This is a genomic window from Curtobacterium sp. MCLR17_055 (assembly GCF_003234305.1).
In the GTDB taxonomy this organism is placed as follows: Bacteria; Actinomycetota; Actinomycetes; order Actinomycetales; family Microbacteriaceae; genus Curtobacterium; species Curtobacterium flaccumfaciens.
Window position 1 is genome coordinate 1 of record NZ_QKSX01000012.1, and the last position, 18,706, is coordinate 18,706.

The window sequence follows — 18,706 nt, forward strand, 5'->3', positions numbered from 1 at the left end:
GACGGTGACTGCGCCGCCGCACACCTCCCGCCACGACCGAAGGACAACCCCGCATGAGCATGACCCCGGAGCAGGCCACCTGGTTCGCCGACGTCGCAGGCCGCATCGTGACCAACGTCGAGCAAGTGCTCCTCGGGAAGACGTTCGTGATCCGCCTCGCGGTCACGGCGATGCTCAGCGAGGGGCACCTGCTCCTCGAGGACGTCCCCGGAACGGGCAAGACGAGCCTCGCCCGGGCGATGGCGCAGAGCGTGCAGGGCACCACGAACCGCATCCAGTTCACCCCCGACCTGCTGCCGGGCGACATCACCGGCATCAGCGTCTACGACCAGCGGACGCAGGAGTTCGACTTCCACCGCGGGCCGGTCTTCGCGAACATCGTGCTCGCCGACGAGATCAACCGTGCGAGCCCGAAGACGCAGTCCGCGCTGCTCGAAGCGATGGAGGAGTCCGCGATCACGGTCGACGGCGTCAACCACCGTCTCGCCGCGCCGTTCATGGTCATCGCGACCCAGAACCCGATCGAGCAGGCTGGCACGTACCGTCTGCCCGAGGCGCAGCTCGACCGTTTCCTCATGAAGACGTCCATCGGCTACCCCGACCACGCCGCGACGGTGAAGATCCTCGAGACCTCGTCGGCTCCGTCGGCGTCGGTCCCACTGGCGAGCGTCGTGCCCGCCGCGACCATCACCGAGATGGCCGCCCTGGCGCGCACCGTGCACGTCGACGCGGTGATCGCCGACTACGTCGCGCGCTTGGTGGACGCGACCCGCTCGGCGAGCGAGGTCCGGCTCGGCGTCAGCGTCCGTGGGGCGATGGGCCTGATCCGTGCCTCCCGTGTCCTCGCGGCGCTGAGCGGTCGCCACTACGTCACGCCGGACGACGTGAAGGCACTGGCCGTCCCGGTCCTCGCGCACCGCCTGGTGCTCGACGCCGAGGCCGAGTTCGACGGCGTCAGCGCACCGAGCGTCATCGCGCAGCTCCTGGTGGAGACCCCGCCGCCCGCCGACCGAGTCACGACGTGACGGACCGCCGGCCCGTCTCCACGCGCTCGCGCCGTCCGTCCTCGACGCGGTCGCGTCGTGGCACGACGGCGTACGAGCGCACGGGAACGGTCACCGGCATGACCAACGTCCGGACGCGCATCGTCGGTGACCGCGAGGGCGTCGCAGCGGATGCGGTCATCGGGATCGTCCGGCTCTGGGCAACGGCCTGGAGGCTCGTCCTGCGTCTCTGGGGCGAGGTCTCGTCCGTCGTCACCGGGCTCGGGTGGACGGTCGCCGCCCTGACGCTCGTCGCGTTCGTGACCGGCTACCGGTTCGGCCTGCGGGAGATCGTCGTCGTCGGGTTCGCCGGCGCCGTGCTCGCGGTGGTCGCCGCGGTGGCGTTGATCGGCCGGTCGCGGCTGGCGATCCGGATGCGGCTGCCGCAGCACCGTGTGGCGGTCGGCGACGACGCCGGCGTGATCATCACGGCTGAGAACCCCACACGCCTGCCGTCGGTGCCGACCACCGTCGAGGTGCCGGTCGGATCCGGCCTGGTCGACGTCGCGATCCCGGCCATCGGGCCGCACGGCACCTTCGAGCGGGAGGTCCCCGTCCCGACGCTCCGCCGCGGGGTGCTCGACGTCGGTCCCGTGACGGGCGTCCGCGCCGACCCGGTGGGACTCGTCCGCCGCGAACTCGTCTGGACCGCACGCGAGCAGGTCATCGTGCACCCGCGCACCATCGCGATCCCGTCGACGAGCACCGGCCTGGTGCGCGACCTCGAGGGGCAGGCGACGACGGACCTGTCGCCCGCGGACATCGCCTTCCACGCCATCCGCGAGTACATGCCCGGCGACGATCCGCGCACCATCCACTGGAAGTCGACCGCCAAGTCCGGCGCGCTCATGGTCCGGCAGTTCGAGGACACCCGTCGCTCGCACCTCGTCGTCGCGCTCGGCATCGCCCGCGGTGAGTTCGCCGACGACGAGGAGTTCGAGCTCGCGGTCAGCGCGGCCGCGTCCCTCGGCGCGCGGGCGATCCGCGACGGCCGTGAGGTCTCGGTCGTGGTGTCGCAGCGCACGCCCGAGTTCGCGAAGCGTGCCGTGTACGCCGTGCGGACGCTCCCCACCGTCACGCCGACGCGCCTGCTCGACGACTTCGCCTCGGTCGGCCTCGCCGACGCGTGCCTGCCGATCGCCGAGGTCTCCCGGATCGTCGGGAGCGACACCGAGGGCATCTCGGTCGCGTTCCTCGTGGTGGGGTCGACCGTCGGCCTGCCCGCGCTCCGACTCGCCGCCACGCGGTTCCCCGTCGGGGTGGAGGTCGTCGCGGTGATCTGCGAGCCCGAGGCCCAGCCGCGGTTCCTGCGCGTCGCGGGTCTGACGGTGATGACCATCGGCTACCTGGACGACCTCCGGCACGCCCTGCACCGATCGGCGTCGGCAGCATGAGCGCCGCACCCGTGACCACCCCGGCTCCGGCACAGGACCGGGCGAGGCGCTCGACCCGGCGTTCCGACCGTCGCGACGCACGGCGGCTCGTGCCGTTCCGGCTCGCCGGCGGCACGCTGGCGGTCTGGCTGTTGCTGGCCGTCGCGAGCACGTCCTGGTGGCCGGTGTACCGGGACGGCGCGATGATCACCGCCGCGGTGACCGCGATCGTCATCGGGACGGTCGTCGCGCTCCTCGGCACCCTGTTCCGGCTCCCGACGGCCGTCGTGGCGATCGCGACCGTCGCCGCCTTCACGCTCACGGGCGTCCCCGCCGCCGTGCCGAGTCAGGCCAACGGCCTGCTGCCCACCGGACGCGGCCTCCTCGACCTCTTCGCCGGCGTCGCCCTCGGCTGGAAGCAGCTGGTGACCATCAGCCTGCCGGTGGGCTCCTACGAGGCACTCCTCGTGCCCTACTTCGTGACGCTGCTCGTGGCGGCGGTGACCGCCGTGAGCGTGGCGACCCGCGCCTCCAGGCAGGAACTCGCGAGCATCCCGGCACTGGTGCTCTTCTCGGTGGGGGTCGTCGTCGGGCCGAGCCGGCTCGACACGTCGATCGTGACGGCGGTCGTCCTTGTCGGCCTCGCCCTCGTCTGGGCGTTGACCGTGCGGCACGCGCGTCGCGCCGTCGCGGTGGCGACCACCATCGGTGCACGCGTGCCGGTCGCGCGGTCGATCGTCCGCCCCGCCCTCGTGGGAACCGGCACCATCGTGGCCGCGGCGGTCGTCGCGACCGGACTCGGCCTGGTGGCACCTCCGTCGGGTGAGCGCACCGTCGCACGCACCGACGTCGTGAAGCCGTTCGACCCACGCGACTACGTCAGTCCGCTCAGCGGGTTCCGCGCCTACGAGGAGTCCACCGCCTCGGACGCGACCCAGCTCCGGGTGACCGGCCTGCCCGAGGGCGGGTTCGTGCGCATCGCGACGCTCGACACCTACGACGGCGTCGTCTACCGCGTCGGCGGGGCCGACGGTTCGGCCGGCTCGGGCACCTTCGAACGTGTGCCGACCGCGGTCGACGTCCGTGGCGTCCGGGGCACCACGGTCGACGTCGGTGTGACGGTCGACGGGTACCGCGGGGTGTGGCTGCCGACGGTCGGTGACCTGGAGCGCGTGGAGTTCACCGGGCAGGACGCCGACGACGAGCGCGGCGCCTTCTTCTACAACGGATCGACCGGTACCGGCGCCGTGGTCGGCGGAGTCGGGGACGGCACGTCCTACGACCTGACGGCGGTGCTGCCCGACCAGCCGACGGAACGCCAGCTGGCCACCGCGCGCCCGGGGAGCGCCGTCGTGCCCACCGCACGGGACGTCCCCGACGCCGTGCGCGACACCGTGGAGTCCACGACGAAGGACGTGTCGGCACCCGGTGCGAAGCTCCTCGCCGCGGTGCAGTCCCTGCAACGGAACGGGTACGTCAGCCACGGCGTCGGCGACGACCGGATGAGTCGGTCCGGTCACGGTGCCGACCGTGTCCAGGAGCTCCTCACCGCACCCCTGATGATCGGGGACCAGGAGCAGTACGCCGCGGCGGCTGCACTGATGGCGGACGAGATCGGGTTCCCGGCACGGGTCGTGATGGGCTTCACGGCCGGGGGAGACTCGGGCCGCGACGGCACCGCAGCGCGTGGCGGGACGACGACCTTCCGTGGGTCCGACGTCACGGCCCGCATCGAGGTGGACACCGCGCAGTGGGGATGGGTGATGCTCAACCCCAACCCCGAGGTGCGCGAGATCCCGAACGAGCAGCAGCAGACCCCGCAGCCGGTCACCCGACCGGAGACGGTGGTGCCACCGCCCCCGGCCGACCGACAGGACCAGGACCAGCAGACGCCCCCCGAGAGCGACCGGAACACGCCGCCGGTGCAGCCGCTCTGGCTCCAGATCCTGCTCGCGGTGCTGCCCTGGGCCCTCGGGACCCTCGGCGTGGTCGCGCTCGTCCTGCTGCCGTTCGCCGTGATCGTGCTGCTGAAGCGACTGCGGCGCCGCCGACGGCGGAACGCCACCACGCCCCGCGGCCGCATCGTCGGCGCCTGGGACGAGTACCGCGACGCACTGCTCGACCGCGGGCACGACGTGCGGCAGGCAGCAACCCGACGCGAAGCCGTGGTCGGTGCACCGGGCGACGGTGGCACCGGACTCGCCGCGCTGGCCGACCGTGCGGTGTTCGGTCCGAGTGACGCCGACCAGACCACCGCCGACCGCATGTGGGCGGCGACCGACGATGCGATCGGTTCGCTCCGGACAGGGCGGACCAAGCGGGAGCGGTTCCGCACCGCCGTCTCGCTCCGGTCCCTGCGGGGAACGGGACGCCGTCCGACGGCACGGTCCCGTCGGAGGACCGACCGCCAGGCTGCGTCGGGGCGCGGCGACTACGATGTCCAGAGGCCGGACGAGCGTCGTGGACGGCCGAGTGAGGACAGAGGCACCACGTGATCAGATGCGAACACTGCGGATCGATGCTCCCGGACGGAGCGATCTTCTGCGGTGAGTGCGGTCGCGCGGTCACCGCCGCCGCGAGCCGTCGCCCGGTCGCGCCGACCCCCGTCGAACAGGCACCGCCGCCACCGTTGCAGCAGCCCGACGCCCACGGCCGACGGTCCGACCCGGCTTCCGACGCCTGGTTGCCCGAAGCCACGCTCGATCCCGCCACGCGTGCGTGGCTCACCGGTGCCGACCGTCGCGGCACCGAACCGCTGGCACCCGTGCCGGTGCAGCGTCCTGATGACTTCGCGCCGCGCCAGGCCCCCTCCCATGTGCACGGTGCCGGCTCCGGGCTCGAGGACTGGTCGGGTGCGCCGGGCGAGTCCGAGCCTCCCCTCGACCCCGACGCGTACCCGTCCGAACCCCTCGATGCGGACGACCCCGAGCGCACGCGGATCGCCCCGGCTCCCGGTCGCCCCGAGACGCCCGAGGACCCGATCCGCGATGCTCCGTCGTCGGTGTCGGACCAGGCGGTGCGACAGCCCGTCGAGTCCCAGCCCGTCGAGTCCCAGCCCGTCGAGCCGCCGCCCGCTGCCGAGCCCTCCGTTCCGGTGTGGGCGCCGCCCGCTGCCACCGCACCCCCGGCGGCACCCGCCGGTCCGTCCTGGTGGGTCGGTCGCGGTACCCCGGCTGCCGCGGCGCCGGCCGATCCGGTCGTCCCGCCGATGCCGGGAGCACCCGCCGAACCTGCTGGCGAGCAGGACGCTGCGGCTCCTGCGCCCGACGAACGCGGCGCACAGGAACCCCATAACGCACAGGATGCACAGGAACCCCGGGACGCACAGGGTGCCCGGGACGCCTCCGAGCCGGAGCCCGACGAAACGATCGTGGCGGCGTCGGAGACCAGCGCCACCGACGACCAGCCGCCCGTCGTGTCGCCCCCGCAGCCCGGGGACACCGCCGTGGTCGAGCCGCTGATCGACCGTCGACCGCCCCGTCCGGCCCCGCTCGTCACCCCGGGCATGCACGAGACGACCATCTGCCACGTCTGCGGCAACCGTCTCGAACCGGACGACATCTTCTGCGGCGAGTGCGGAGCCGTCCGTCCGGCGGTCACCGCGGCCTTCACCGGCCCGGTCATGCCGCTGCCGATGACCCGACCCGATTGGGCAGCAGAGGAGTCCGACAGCACGCAGGCCCCCGACGCGGGCAACGCTGCGGACGAGCCGGACGAGCCCGACGCGGGTTCCGCCGAGCCCGCGGCTTCGAACGAGTCCGACGAGCGCGCTGCAGGCGACGAGCCGGACGACGAGATCCCGGTGGACGACCAGTCCCTCCGCGCCGAGGTCGAGCAGTCCGATGCCGGCCGACGTCCCCGCGGGGCGCACGCTGCCCCGGTGACCGAGCCCGATCCGCCGACCGAGGCGTCCGCCGTGCCGCGCACGCCGATCCCGCCGGTGCCCGGTTCCGCCACCGTCCCCTCCTCGGCACCGTCCGCCGACACCGCGGGCGTGCCCTCCGCTGCACCGCTGCCCCCGATCCCGGGAGCGACCGGACCCGCGCTGCCGCTCCCGCCCGTCGACCGGTCGGAGTCGCCCGCAGCGGCCGGCGCGCTCGACGACCTCGACGAGGACGTCGACGAGACCCGCATCGTCGCGAAGACCCCGACCCGGGCACCGTTCGTGCTGCACTTCAGCACGGGTGAGCGGCTCGGCGTCCACGGCACGGGCCTGCTCGGCCGGCTGCCGCGACCGCAGCCGGGGGAGCGCTACGACGACCTGCTGACCGTGCACGACCCGGGCAAGTCCGTGTCGAAGACGCACCTCGAGCTCGGCCGCGACGGCGACGACCTGTGGGTCTCCGACCGGTTCTCCGGCAACGGCACGGTCGTCCGGCACATCGACGGATCGATCCGCCGCTGCGAGCCCGGTCGCCGGTACCGCGTCGAGCGTGGTGCCCGCGTCGACATCGGTGAGCAGTTCTTCCTGGTGCAGTAGGCGACTTCTCCACAGATCGGGTCCCGGGCCAGCGCTGAGCTGTTCGTTCCTGGTGCGATGGGGTCATGTCCCGGTTCACCGCACGTTGCGTGATCGTGGGGGCCGCGGTCGCGCTCGTCGTGGCCGGGGTCCTCGCGCCCATCAGCGGCGCGGGGCAGGGCGTCCTGCTCGGCGCGGGTGCGTGCTGCGCCCTGGTCGACGTGGTGCTGCACCGTTCAGCCTCGCCGGACCCGGACCCGGACCCGGACCCGGACCCGGTCGCGGTCGTCGCGCCGCCCGGGCCCGACCAGCCTGCCGAGTCCGAATCGCTCGGTGCGCCGGAAACACTGACGGGCACCGTTCCCGAGGACGGCGACGGCACACCGGCACTCGTCCTCGGTCACGGTCCGGGCGGCCGCGTGCTCCGGGTCGACGCCGCGTCCCACGTCGTGGTCGTCGGTGCCGGAGCACTCGCCGTCGCGGTGTTCCGCGGGCTCGCCGAGCAGCTCCGAGCCGCTGCCGTCCACACCGAAGAGGACCTGCGCTGGGCCGCTGCTCCCGAGGTCCTCGACACTGTGGCGACCGGCAGCGCCGATCCAGCTTCGAGCGCCCGCTCAGCGAGCACCCGGGCAGCGAGCACCCTGTCAGTGCACGCCCTGCCGTCGGGGACCTCGGTCGCGGTGCGGATGGGTGCCGACGGCCGACCGCACGGCTCCGTGGTGCTCGTGGCCGGACTCGGATCGGCGCCTCGTCAGCAGGACGTCACCGTCGAGGTCTCACGGTACGGCTGCTCCGTCCGTCGACCCGACGACCACGCGGTCGTCCGGGTGTCCCCGGCGCTGCCGGTCCTCGTCCCCGACCCGGTGAGCGCCGATCGATGACCAGCTCCGGTCGATGACCAGCCCCGAGCGATGACCAGCGCCGCCGCTTGATCAGCGCCCACGCTTGACCAGCGCCGAGCAACGATCAGCGCAACCCGGCGCCGACCCGCACCGCGCCGACGGGCACGCCACCGCCGAGCACCCGCTCACCGGTCACCTCGAGCACCTCGGCCACCCCGTCCGACGCCACGAGCCCGTTCCGCTCGAGCAGCGCCAGGGCCGCCAGGGTGCCGGCCCGCTGCGAGCCGTCGAGCACCTTCACGGCCACGGCCGCACCTCCGGGCAACCCCATGACCATGACGCCCTCGGCACCGAGCTTCGCCAGCACCTGCAGTCGCTCGATGGTGACCGTGTTCGCGCGTCCGACGCCGTCGATCGCCCACGCGTGCGCCAGGACCGCGTCGGTCAGCGCAGCGGAGTCGTCGTCGGCCCGTGCCACCACACCGGCGAACCCGCGTGCCAACCCCGTCAGGGTGAGCGGGAACACGGGGGCGCCGCAGCCGTCCGTACCGACCAGGTCGACGGTCTCGTGCGTGTACTCCTCGACGACGGAACGCACCCGCTGCTGCAGCGGGTGCTCGATGTCGAGGTACGTGGCCTCGTCCCACCCGTTCACCCGGCAGGCCGCGAGCATGCCGGCGTGCTTGCCGGAGCAGTTCATCGCCAGGCGGCGGGGGCCGTCCATCGTGCGGGCGGTCCCGCGGTCGAAGGGCATGTCGGGCGGACAGCCGAGGTCGGATTCGACGTGGTCGAAGGACTCGAGCATGTGCAGGGCGAGCGCCTGGTGCGCCGCGGTGCCGGCGTGACTCGCGGTGGTGAGGACGAGTTCCTCGTCGGAGAACAGCGCACCGGAACGTCGGACGGCCAGGGCCTGGAACGGCTTCATGGTGGAACGCGGGTAGATGCTCGCGGTCACGTCGCCCACGGAGTCGATCACCGTGCCGCTCGCGTCGACGACGACGCCGGCGCCGACGTGTCGGCTCTCGTCGAACCCTGAGCGTTCGAGCACCGCCAGCTCGACGGAACCGTCGGCGGTGAGAGGATGGCGATCACTGCGGACTTCGGGGCTCACCGTCATGCCGCCATGCTAGCCAAGGCGAAGGGGCGCACCCGTGCACGACCACTCCTACGAGGTCTCCGTCAGCTGGACCGGCGACCGCGGGACCGGCACCTCGGGGTACCGCGACTACGGACGCGAACACGTGGTCTCCGCGACCGGCAAGCCCGACGTCCCCGGCTCCGCCGACCCGACGTTCCGCGGGGACCGTGACCGCTGGAACCCCGAGGAGATGGTGGTCGCGGCGCTGGCCCAGTGCCACATGCTCAGCTACCTGCACGTCGCGGTGACGAAGGGCTTCACCGTCGTCGACTACCAGGACACCGCGACCGCGTCGCTCCGCCTGAACCGCGACGGTTCGGGTGAACTGACCGAGGCGACCCTGCACCCGGTCGTCACGATCCTCGAGGCCGACCGGGTCGCGGACGCCGAAGCAGCACACGTCACCGCCAACGAGCTCTGCTTCATCGCGCGGTCCGTGGCGTTCCCGGTGCACCACGAGCCGCAGCTGGTCGTCCGACCTGCGTCACTGGCAGCGGACTCTTCGACAGGTGGGGCAGACTAGGTCCTCGTGAAGCGTCTCCGCCTGCTCCCGATCGCCATCGTCCCCGCCGTCGTGCTGGGACTCGCCGCCTGCTCCGGCTCCGGTTCGAACGGGTCCTCGGCCTCGCCGACCCCGTCGGCCAGTGCCACGGCCTCGGCGATCACCTCCTGCCCCGACCCGGGCAAGTCGTCCGATGCCGTCAAGGCGACCGGGTCGTTCGGTGGTCCGAAGGCCCCGACCGTGAAGTTCTCGTCCGGCCTGTCCGCGAAGACTCCGCAGGCCACCCGCCTCGTGAAGGGCAAGGGCGCGGCGCTCGACGAGGGCGACTACGCGCAGGTCTCCTACAGCGTGTACGAGGCATCGGACGCCAAGAAGCTCGGCACCGTCGGATTCGACGAGGGCAACCCGCAGGTGCTCTCCGTCGGCGGATCGGGCTTCGGTGCGCTCCTCGCCTGCTCGAAGGTGGGCGACCGCGTCGCCGCGGTCGGACAGTCCTCCGCACTCGGCTTCAACACCGGCGGTGAGATCGTCGTGGTCGCCGACGTCGTCGCGCAGACCCCGACCAAGGCGACCGGCACCCCGCAGGACCAGGACCCGGGCCTGCCCACGGTCAAGGACAAGGCCTCGGGCGAGCCGGAGATCACGGTCCCGGACGGCGTCAAGGCGCCCACGAAGACCACCGTCGAGGTGCTCAAGCAGGGCGACGGCACCGAGATCGCCGACGGCGACACCGCACTCGTGCAGTACAAGGGCGTCGTCTACGACACCGGCAAGGAGTTCGACTCCTCGTGGTCGAAGGGTGTCCCCACCACCTTCACCGTGTCGGAGAGCGCGCTCATCAAGGGCTTCGTCACCGGACTCGTCGGGCAGAAGGTCGGCTCGCAGGTCCTGATCGTCGCCACCCCGGAGGACGCCTACGGTGCGAACCCGCAGGAAGGCTCGGGCATCCCGAAGAACGCCACGCTCGTCTTCGTGGTCGACATCCTCGCCAAGGGCTGACCGTGACGGACGGTCGCCTCGGCAGCACCGGTCCGGACCGTCGGCGGATCGTCGTCCTCGGCAGCACCGGGTCGATCGGTACCCAGGCGCTCGACGTGGTCGCCCGCAACCCCGACCGGTTCGAGGTCGTCGGGCTCACCGCCGGCAGCAACCGCGACCTCGTCGCCGAACAGGCTGCCCGGTTCGGCGTCCGCGACACGGCGTTCGGCGCGGCCGACTCGGAGCAGCTCGTCCGGAGCGTCGAGGCCGACGTCGTCCTGAACGGCATCACCGGCTCGGTCGGCCTCGGCCCGACGCTCGCGGCGCTCGAGAGCGGTGCCACCCTCGCCCTCGCGAACAAGGAGAGCCTGATCGTCGGCGGCTCCCTCGTGCAGCAGGCCGCGGCGCCCGGGCAGATCGTGCCCGTGGACAGCGAGCACTCCGCCATCGCGCAGGCGCTGCGCTCCGGCGCCGACGCCGAGGTGCAGCGGCTCGTCCTGACGGCGAGTGGCGGTCCGTTCCGTGGGCGCACCCGCGAACAGCTCCGTGACGTCACCCCCGCCCAGGCACTGGCGCACCCGACCTGGGACATGGGTCTCGTCGTCACGACGAACTCCGCGACCCTGGTCAACAAGGGGCTCGAGGTCATCGAGGCCCACCTGCTCTTCGACGTGCCGTACGACCGCATCGACGTCACCGTGCACGCGCAGTCGATCGTGCACTCCATGGTCGAGTTCGTCGACGGCTCCACCATCGCCCAGGCGTCGCCGCCGGACATGCGTCTGCCGATCGCGCTCGGCCTGGCCTGGCCGGACCGGGTGCCCGGCGTCGGCGTGCCGCTCGACTGGACGACCGCGAGCACGTGGACGTTCGAGCCGCTCGACCAGGACGCCTTCGGCGCCGTCGCCCTCGCCAAGCGGGTGGGCGAGCTGGGCGGCACGTTCCCGGCCGTGTTCAACGCCGCGAACGAGCAGGCCGTCGCCGCGTTCCACGCGGGTGCGATCGGTTTCCTCGACATCGTCGACACGGTGGAGCGCGTCGTCGAGGAGCACACCGCGGGGGAGCCGTCACTCGACGGCGTGCTCGCCGCGGAGCAGTGGGCCCGCACCGCTGCGGACCGCGCGCTGACCCGCTGACGCGAGTCGCGCCTCCCGTCCGACGCGGAGGCGGCAGACCGCGGACGTGACGCACAGGCCTGGAGGCCCGGATCACCTCTCAGACGGCGCTCGGCTCCGTCATGGAATCAGTCCCGTACTCTTTCCCGGTGACCGTCGAATCCGTCCTGCTCTTCGTCCTCGGCGTGGTCGTCTTCATCATCGGCCTGCTGGTCTCGATCGGACTCCACGAGCTGGGGCACCTGTCCTTCGCGAAGCTCTTCAACGTCAAGGTGACGCAGTACTCGCTGGGCTTCGGCAAGGCGATGTGGTCGTTCAAGCGGGGTGAGACCGAGTACGGGATCCGCCCGATCCTGCTCGGTGGGTACATCTCGATGGTCGGCATGCTCAAGCCGCGCGCCTCGGGCCGTGCCAACGCGATCACGAACACCGGCATGTACGGCGCGTTCGTGCAGGACGCCCGCCAGGCCAGCGCCGAGCAGATCGCGGACTCCGGCGGGGACGACTCGCGCGCCTTCTACCGCCTGACGCCGTGGAAGCGGATCATCGTGATGGTCGCGGGCCCGGCCATGAACCTGGTGATCGGCATCGTGCTGTTCGGTGTGCTGCTGTGCGGGTTCGGGGCACCGACGACGACCTTCACGTCCAGCGTCGGGTGCGTGCTGCCGAACAGCCAGACGACCGAGTGCTCGCCCGGCGACGCGGTGTCCCCGGCGAAGCAGGCCGGCATCGAGTCCGGCGACGTCGTGCTCTCGGTGAACGGCGAGCAGGACCCCACGATCACCCGCGTCTCCGAGGTCTTCCAGGAGTCCGCCGGTGAGCAGGTCACCGTGGTCGTCGAGCGCGACGGTGCCCGCAAGACCCTCGAGATCACCCCGACGACCGCCACCCGCGACGTCTACGACGCCGAGGGCAAGGTCGTCAAGAACGACGACGGCACCACGAAGACCCAGCGCGTCGGCGTGGTCGGCGTCAGCATCGGGCAGTCCCTGGTGCGGCAGTCCCCGGCCGAGGTGTTGCCCGCGACCGGCGCCCAGATCGCGGCGTCGGCGCACCTGATCATCGACCTGCCGCAGCGCCTGGTCGCCGTGTGGAACGCCGCGTTCGGTGCCCAGGAGCGGTCGCAGGACAGCCCCGTGTCGGTGGTGGGCGTGGGCCGCGCGATCGGCGAGGTCTCGTCGATGAGCGGCGTCCCCGTCGTCGACAAGGCGTACACGATCCTCGGGCTGCTGGCCTCGCTCAACATCGGCCTGTTCGTGCTGAACATGGTGCCGCTGCTGCCGCTCGACGGCGGACACATCGCGGGTGCGCTCTGGGAAGCGATCAAGCGACGGTCGTTCAAGCTCGTCGGCAAGGCGGACCCGGGGCCCATCGACCTGGCGAAGACGATGCCGCTGACGATGGTCGTCGTGGTGCTGTTGGCGGGCATGAGCGCGCTGCTCATCTACGCCGACATCGTGCGGCCGGTGAACCTGTTCGGGTAGTCGCTCCGGCGCTACGCTCAGCGGATGACCACAGCCGCCCCGAACCCTCCCGAGGTTCGCACCGTCGAGCGCCAGGGCCTCGACGTCATCGCCGAGTCCGATCGGAAGGGCACCCCACGGGGACTGTTCTGGCCGTGGTTCGCCGCGAACATCTCCGTCCTCGGCATCGCCTACGGGGCATTCGTCATCGGGTTCGGCATCTCCTTCTGGCAGGCCACCGCCGTCTCGGTCGTCGGGGTGGTGTTCTCGTTCCTGCTGTGCGGCGTCGTCGCGATCGCCGGCAAGCGGGGGTCGGCGCCGACGATGGTGCTGAGTCGTGCGGCCTTCGGCGTGCGGGGCAACCGGGTGCCCTCGTTCCTCAGCTGGATCCTCACCGTCGGGTGGGAGACCTCGCTCGCCGCACTGGCGGTCCTGGCGACCTCCACGGTCTTCACCGAGCTCGGCTGGGACGGCGGGGTGCTGACGAAGGTCGTCGCGCTGGTCGTCGTCGCGGCGCTCGTGGTCGGGGCCGGCGTCGCGGGCTTCGACGTGATCATGCGCCTGCAGACCTGGATCACGGTCATCACGGGGGTGCTCACCGTCGTCTACATCGTGCTCGCGGTGCCCTCCATCGACTTCGCCGCGATCGCCGCGATGCCCTCCGGCAGCGGTCAGCAGGTCATCGGGGCCCTGGTCCTGGTGATGACCGGCTTCGGCCTCGGCTGGGTGAACGCTGCTGCCGACTACTCCCGGTACCTGCCGCGGGCCGCGTCCACCGGTGGGGTCGTCGGGTGGACGACCTTCGGCGGCGCGCTGGCCCCGGCGATCCTCGTGGTCTTCGGCGTCCTGCTCGCCGGCTCGTCGCCGGACCTGAACGCTGCCATCCAGGACGACCCGATCGGCGCGCTCACCACCATCCTGCCGATCTGGTTCCTCATCCCGTTCGCGATCGTGGCGATCCTCGGGCTCGTCGGGGGAGCGGTCCTCGACATCTACTCGTCGGGCCTCGCGCTGCTGAGCGTCGGCGTGAAGATCCCGCGGCCGGTCGCAGCCGGGGTCGACGGAGCGTTCATGGTCGCCGGCGCCGTGTACATCGCCTTCTTCGCGACCAGCTTCGCGAAGCCGTTCCAGGCGTTCCTGATCACCCTCGGCGTGCCGATCGCGGTGTGGGCCGGCATCTTCGTCGCGGACGTCCTGCTGCGCCGACGCGCCTACGCAGAGGCCGAGCTCGACGACCGCCGCGGCCGCTACGGTGACGTCCGGTGGGGCGCGATCGCGCTGGTCCTGGTCGGCACGGCCCTGGGCTGGGGACTCGTGACGCTCTCGTCGCCCGCGTGGTTGACGTGGCAGGGCTACCTGCTCGGCCCGTTCGGCCTCGGTGGCCGCGAGGGGCCGTGGGCCTACGCGAACCTCGGCGTCCTCGTCGCCCTGGTCGTCGGGTTCCTCGGCACGCTGCTGTTCGCTCGCGGCTCGATCCGCCGCCAGGAAGCACTCGCCACGCCGGACGACCTGCGATGAGCGCGGAGATCCCCGACGACGCCTGGCTCGTCGTCATCGACATGCAGCAGGTCTTCACCGGCGAGAACCCGTGGGCCGCCCCGCGGTACGACCACGCCGGCGCCGGCATCGAGCGGCTCCTCCCGCGGTTCACGGGCCGCACGGTCTTCACCCGCTTCGTGGCTCCGGCGGAGCCCGAGGGTGCGTGGGTGCCGTACTACCGCGACTGGCCCTTCGCACTGGTCCCGGACACCGACCCGCTGTACGCGCTCACCGAGCCGTTCGCGTCGGCCGCCGCGGACCGGAACGACCCCGTCGTGACGGAACCGACCTTCGGCAAGTGGGGGACGAGCCTCCAGGCCGTCGTCGGCGACCACCCGCACCTGGTGCTCACGGGGGTCTCGACCGACTGCTGCGTGCTGTCGACCGCGCTGGCGGCGGCCGACGCGGGTGCGACGGTGACCGTCGTGGCGGACGCCTGCGCCGGCGCGACCGACGAGGACCACGACCGCGCGCTCGCGGTGATGCGGCTCTACGCCCCGCTCATCACGGTCGTCGACTCGGTCAGGGAGCTCTGAACAGACGCACGGGGACCGGACCCGGCACGGTCAGACCGAGCGCGTAGAGTGCTCACGTGCCCGCAGTCAACCTCGGTATGCCCAAGTCCCCCGAAACCCTCGCTCCGCGTCGCAAGTCGCGGCAGATCCGGGTCGGCAAGGTGCTCGTGGGCGGCGACGCCCCGGTGTCCGTGCAGTCGATGACCACGACGCAGACCACCAACATCAACGCGACGCTGCAGCAGATCGCCGAACTCACGGCCTCGGGCTGCGACATCGTCCGGGTCGCCGTGCCTACGCAGGACGACGCCGACGCGCTGGCGATCATCGCGAAGAAGTCGCAGATCCCCGTGATCGCCGACATCCACTTCCAGCCGAAGTACGTCTTCCAGGCGATCGACGCCGGCTGCGCCGCCGTCCGCGTCAACCCGGGCAACATCCGCAAGTTCGACGACCAGGTCGGCGCGATCGCCAAGGCCGCCAAGGACGCCGGCGTCTCGCTCCGTATCGGCGTGAACGCGGGGTCGCTCGAGCCGAGCCTGCTGCAGAAGTACGGCAAGGCCACCCCCGAGGCGCTCGTCGAGTCCGCCGTGTGGGAAGCCTCCCTGTTCGAGGAGCACGACTTCCACGACTTCAAGATCTCGGTCAAGCACAACGACCCGATCGTGATGGTCAAGGCCTACCGGCAGCTCGCCGCCGCCGGCGACTGGCCGCTGCACCTCGGCGTGACCGAGGCCGGCCCGGAGTTCCAGGGCACGATCAAGAGCGCCACCGCGTTCGGCATCCTGCTGGCCGAGGGCATCGGCGACACCATCCGCGTGTCGCTCTCCGCCCCGCCCGCGCAAGAGGTCAAGGTCGGCCTGCAGATCCTGCAGTCGCTCAACCTGCGCGAGCGCAAGCTCGAGATCGTCTCCTGCCCGAGCTGCGGTCGCGCGCAGGTCGACGTCTACCAGCTCGCGAACGACGTCACCAAGGGGCTCGAGGGCATGACCGTCCCGCTCCGCGTCGCCGTCATGGGCTGCGTCGTGAACGGCCCGGGCGAGGCGCGCGAGGCCGACCTCGGCGTCGCTTCGGGCAACGGCAAGGGGCAGATCTTCGTCAAGGGCCAGGTCGTCAAGACCGTGCCCGAGGCCGAGATCGTCCAGACCCTCATCAACGAGGCGAACCGCATCGCGGACGAGATGGGTCCGGCCGCCGCCACCGGCACGCCCCAGGTGATCATGGCGCCGTAGGCGCGACCACCCTCCGACCGGAGGCCCGGTGCCAGCTGGCACCGGGCCTCCGGTCCGTCGTCGTGCGGTGCTGGTGCCGGCGCCAGCGCCGGTCGGCACGGTGCGTGCTTCGCGCTTCCGTGCGGGGTTGATCGCCCGGTGCGAGCCTGCAGGCGCGCACGCAGCGGCTGCCGCCGCACCGGCCGATGAACCTCGCACCGTGCGGCTCCGCTCCGCGTCGCCGGCGGCGCCCGCGACGCGCCTCCGACGCACCGCGGACCGGCCCGGAGGCCCGCTGCGGCTGCTCGACGCGCGTCCCCTCCGCACGGTGCGGACTTCGCGAGCGGCCGCCGGATTGACCGCCCCGTGCGAGGCTGCAGGCGCGCACGCAGCGGCTGCCGCCCCACGGGCCAGCGAACCTCGCACGGTGCGGCTCCGCTCCGCGTCGCCGGCGGCGCCCGCGACGCGGGCGACGCACCGCGGACCGGCTCGGAGGCCGGCCGCGGCTGCTCGACGCGCATCCCCTCCGCACGGTGCGGACTTCGTGAGCGGCCGCCGGGTTGATCGCCCGGTGCGAGCCTGCAGGCGCGCACGGAGCGGCTGCCGCCGCACGGGCCGGCGAACCGCGCACCGTGCCGAGCGGCGCCGCTCGCGCCCAGCGGCGGGCACACCGCAGCGAACCCGCACCGTCGGCCCGCCGCCACTAGGCTTGCCCCGTGGTCACACGGCTTTCGCATCTGTTCCTCCGTACGCTCCGCGACGACCCCTCCGACGCCGAGGTGACGAGCCACAAGCTGCTCGTCCGCGCCGGGTACGTCCGTCGCCAGTCCCCGGGGATCTTCGCCTGGCTGCCGCTCGGCCTCCGGGTGCGCGCCAAGATCGAGGCGATCATCCGTGACGAGATGGTCGCAGCCGGTGCGCAGGAGGTCCTGCTGCCCGCGCTCCTGCCCCGTGAGCCGTACGAGGCCACGAACCGCTGGACCGAGTACGGCGACGGCATGTTCCGCCTGCAGGACCGCAAGGGTTCCGACTACCTGCTCGCACCCACGCACGAGGAGATGTTCGCGCTCCTGGTGAAGGACCTGTACTCGTCCTACAAGGACCTGCCGGTCACGCTGTTCCAGATCCAGGACAAGTACCGCGACGAGGCCCGGCCCCGCGCCGGACTCCTGCGCGGCCGCGAGTTCACCATGAAGGACGCGTACTCGTTCGACCTCACCGACGAGGGCCTCGAGCGCAGCTACCAGGTCATGCGCGACGCGTACGAGAAGATCTTCGCCCGCCTCGGCCTCGACTACGTCATCGTCAAGGCCGACGCCGGCGCGATGGGCGGCTCCAAGTCCGAGGAGTTCCTGCACCCGATCGGCGTCGGCGAGGACACCTTCGTCCGCAGCGCCGGCGGCTACGCGGCCAACGTCGAGGCGTACGTCACCCCCGTCCCCGAGTCGCTGCCGATCGAGGGCCAGCCGGAGCCCGTGCTGCTGCCGGCGTCGGACACCCCGACGATCGACACGCTCGTCGCCCACGCCAACCAGGTCGCGCCGCGCGAGGGTGCACCGTGGACCGCGGCGGACACGCTGAAGAACGTCGTCCTGGCGCTCACCCACCTCGACGGCACGCGCGAGGTCGTGGTCGTCGGCCTGCCCGGTGACCGTGACGTCGACCTGAAGCGCGCCGAGGTGTCGTTCGCCCCGGCCGAGGTCGAGGCCGCCGGCGACGACGACTTCAAGAAGCACCGGGGCCTGGTGAAGGGCTACATCGGCCCGCAGGTCCTCGGCGCCGACAGCACCACCGGCCTCCGCTACTTCGTCGACCCGCGTGTGGTCGACGGCACGAGCTGGATCACCGGCGCCAACGAGCGCGGCGTGCACGTCTCGGGCCTCGTCGCCGGCCGTGACTTCGTGGCCGACGGAGTCGTCGAGGTCTCCGACGTCCGCGCGGGTGACCCGTCCCCGGACGGCTCGGGCCCGCTCGAGACCGCGCGCGGCATGGAGATCGGGCACGTCTTCCAGCTCGGTCGCAAGTACGCCGAGGCGCTCGGTCTCAAGGTGCAGGACGAGAACGGCAAGCTCGCGACGGTCACGATGGGCTCGTACGGCATCGGCGTGACCCGCATCCTCGCGATCCTGGCCGAGTCCCACAACGACGAGAAGGGCCTGGTCTGGCCGAAGAACGTCGCGCCGTTCGACGTGCACATCGTCGCCACCGGCCGTGACCAGGTCGCCTACGAGCTGGCGGCGTCCGTCGTCGCCGAGCTCGAGGGCGAGCGGTTCGACGTGCTGTACGACGACCGCCCCAAGGTCTCGCCCGGCGTGAAGCTCCGTGACGCCGAGCTGCTCGGCATGCCGATCGTCGTCGTCGCCGGCCGCGGCGCCGCCGAGGGCGTCGTCGAGCTGTGGGACCGCGCGACCGGCGACCGCCGCGACGTGCCGGTGGCCGACCTGCTCGACGCGGTCCGCGCGATCTAGACGCGACCCTTGATGGACAGGAGGCCCGTGGCGACGCCGCCACGGGCCTCCTGTCCGCCT

14 protein-coding genes are annotated in these 18,706 nt (G+C 72.2%); 13 read left to right on the plus strand and 1 reads right to left on the minus strand.

Annotated elements, in window-relative coordinates; all coding sequences use genetic code 11:
• Positions 1-53: 53 nt before the first annotated feature.
• From DEJ09_RS11550 to DEJ09_RS11570, 5 genes are all read left to right on the plus strand, one after another.
• A complete protein-coding gene (locus DEJ09_RS11550) occupies positions 54-1,025 on the plus strand; it encodes a MoxR family ATPase (RefSeq protein ID WP_027465773.1) in 972 nt (323 codons plus the stop codon).
• Between the two features lie 98 nt (positions 1,026-1,123).
• A complete protein-coding gene (locus tag DEJ09_RS11555; RefSeq protein WP_071404615.1) occupies positions 1,124-2,437 on the plus strand; it encodes a DUF58 domain-containing protein in 1,314 nt (437 codons plus the stop codon).
• Positions 2,434-4,911 (plus strand): DUF3488 domain-containing protein, encoded by a 2,478-nt coding sequence (locus tag DEJ09_RS11560; protein ID WP_111088734.1) that lies wholly within the window; start codon positions 2,434-2,436, stop codon positions 4,909-4,911. Before DEJ09_RS11555 ends, DEJ09_RS11560 begins: the two co-directional genes overlap by 4 nt.
• On the plus strand, positions 4,908-6,896 hold the full coding sequence (locus DEJ09_RS11565; RefSeq protein WP_111088735.1) for a zinc-ribbon domain-containing protein: 1,989 nt from the start codon (positions 4,908-4,910) through the stop codon (positions 6,894-6,896). Before DEJ09_RS11560 ends, DEJ09_RS11565 begins: the two co-directional genes overlap by 4 nt.
• A gap of 65 nt (positions 6,897-6,961) precedes the next feature.
• Positions 6,962-7,756 (plus strand): hypothetical protein, encoded by a 795-nt coding sequence (locus DEJ09_RS11570; RefSeq protein ID WP_111088736.1) that lies wholly within the window; start codon positions 6,962-6,964, stop codon positions 7,754-7,756.
• An 85-nt stretch (positions 7,757-7,841) separates the two neighbouring features.
• Here the strand turns inward: DEJ09_RS11570 and DEJ09_RS11575 are convergent, their stop codons facing one another.
• A complete protein-coding gene (locus DEJ09_RS11575) occupies positions 7,842-8,834 on the minus strand; it encodes an asparaginase (RefSeq protein ID WP_111088737.1) in 993 nt (330 codons plus the stop codon).
• Between the two features lie 34 nt (positions 8,835-8,868).
• On the opposite strand from DEJ09_RS11575, the gene DEJ09_RS11580 reads away from it, so the two are divergent.
• The 8 genes from DEJ09_RS11580 (at position 8,869) to DEJ09_RS11615 (ending at position 18,646) form a co-directional block, all read left to right on the plus strand.
• Positions 8,869-9,378, plus strand: coding sequence for an OsmC family protein (locus DEJ09_RS11580; protein WP_111088738.1), 510 nt, complete (start codon positions 8,869-8,871; stop codon positions 9,376-9,378).
• Positions 9,379-9,384: 6 nt separating this feature from the next.
• Positions 9,385-10,356: an FKBP-type peptidyl-prolyl cis-trans isomerase gene (locus tag DEJ09_RS11585; protein ID WP_111088739.1), complete on the plus strand. Its 972-nt coding sequence runs from the start codon at positions 9,385-9,387 to the stop codon at positions 10,354-10,356.
• A gap of 2 nt (positions 10,357-10,358) precedes the next feature.
• Complete coding sequence (dxr, locus tag DEJ09_RS11590) at positions 10,359-11,471, plus strand: 1-deoxy-D-xylulose-5-phosphate reductoisomerase (protein WP_111029241.1); 1,113 nt, start codon at positions 10,359-10,361, stop codon at positions 11,469-11,471.
• Positions 11,472-11,599: 128 nt separating this feature from the next.
• Complete coding sequence (locus tag DEJ09_RS11595) at positions 11,600-12,934, plus strand: RIP metalloprotease (RefSeq protein WP_173034034.1); 1,335 nt, start codon at positions 11,600-11,602, stop codon at positions 12,932-12,934.
• 24 nt (positions 12,935-12,958) lie between these two features.
• Entirely contained in the window at positions 12,959-14,431 is a 1,473-nt protein-coding gene (locus DEJ09_RS11600) for a cytosine permease (protein ID WP_111029243.1), read from the plus strand.
• Entirely contained in the window at positions 14,428-14,988 is a 561-nt protein-coding gene (locus DEJ09_RS11605) for a cysteine hydrolase family protein (protein WP_111029244.1), read from the plus strand. The genes DEJ09_RS11600 and DEJ09_RS11605 overlap by 4 nt, the downstream gene beginning before the upstream one ends.
• A gap of 56 nt (positions 14,989-15,044) precedes the next feature.
• Positions 15,045-16,199, plus strand: coding sequence for a flavodoxin-dependent (E)-4-hydroxy-3-methylbut-2-enyl-diphosphate synthase (gene ispG, locus DEJ09_RS11610; RefSeq protein WP_171907786.1), 1,155 nt, complete (start codon positions 15,045-15,047; stop codon positions 16,197-16,199).
• A 695-nt stretch (positions 16,200-16,894) separates the two neighbouring features.
• Positions 16,895-18,646, plus strand: coding sequence for a proline--tRNA ligase (locus tag DEJ09_RS11615; RefSeq protein ID WP_111088740.1), 1,752 nt, complete (start codon positions 16,895-16,897; stop codon positions 18,644-18,646).
• Positions 18,647-18,706: the final 60 nt, after the last annotated feature.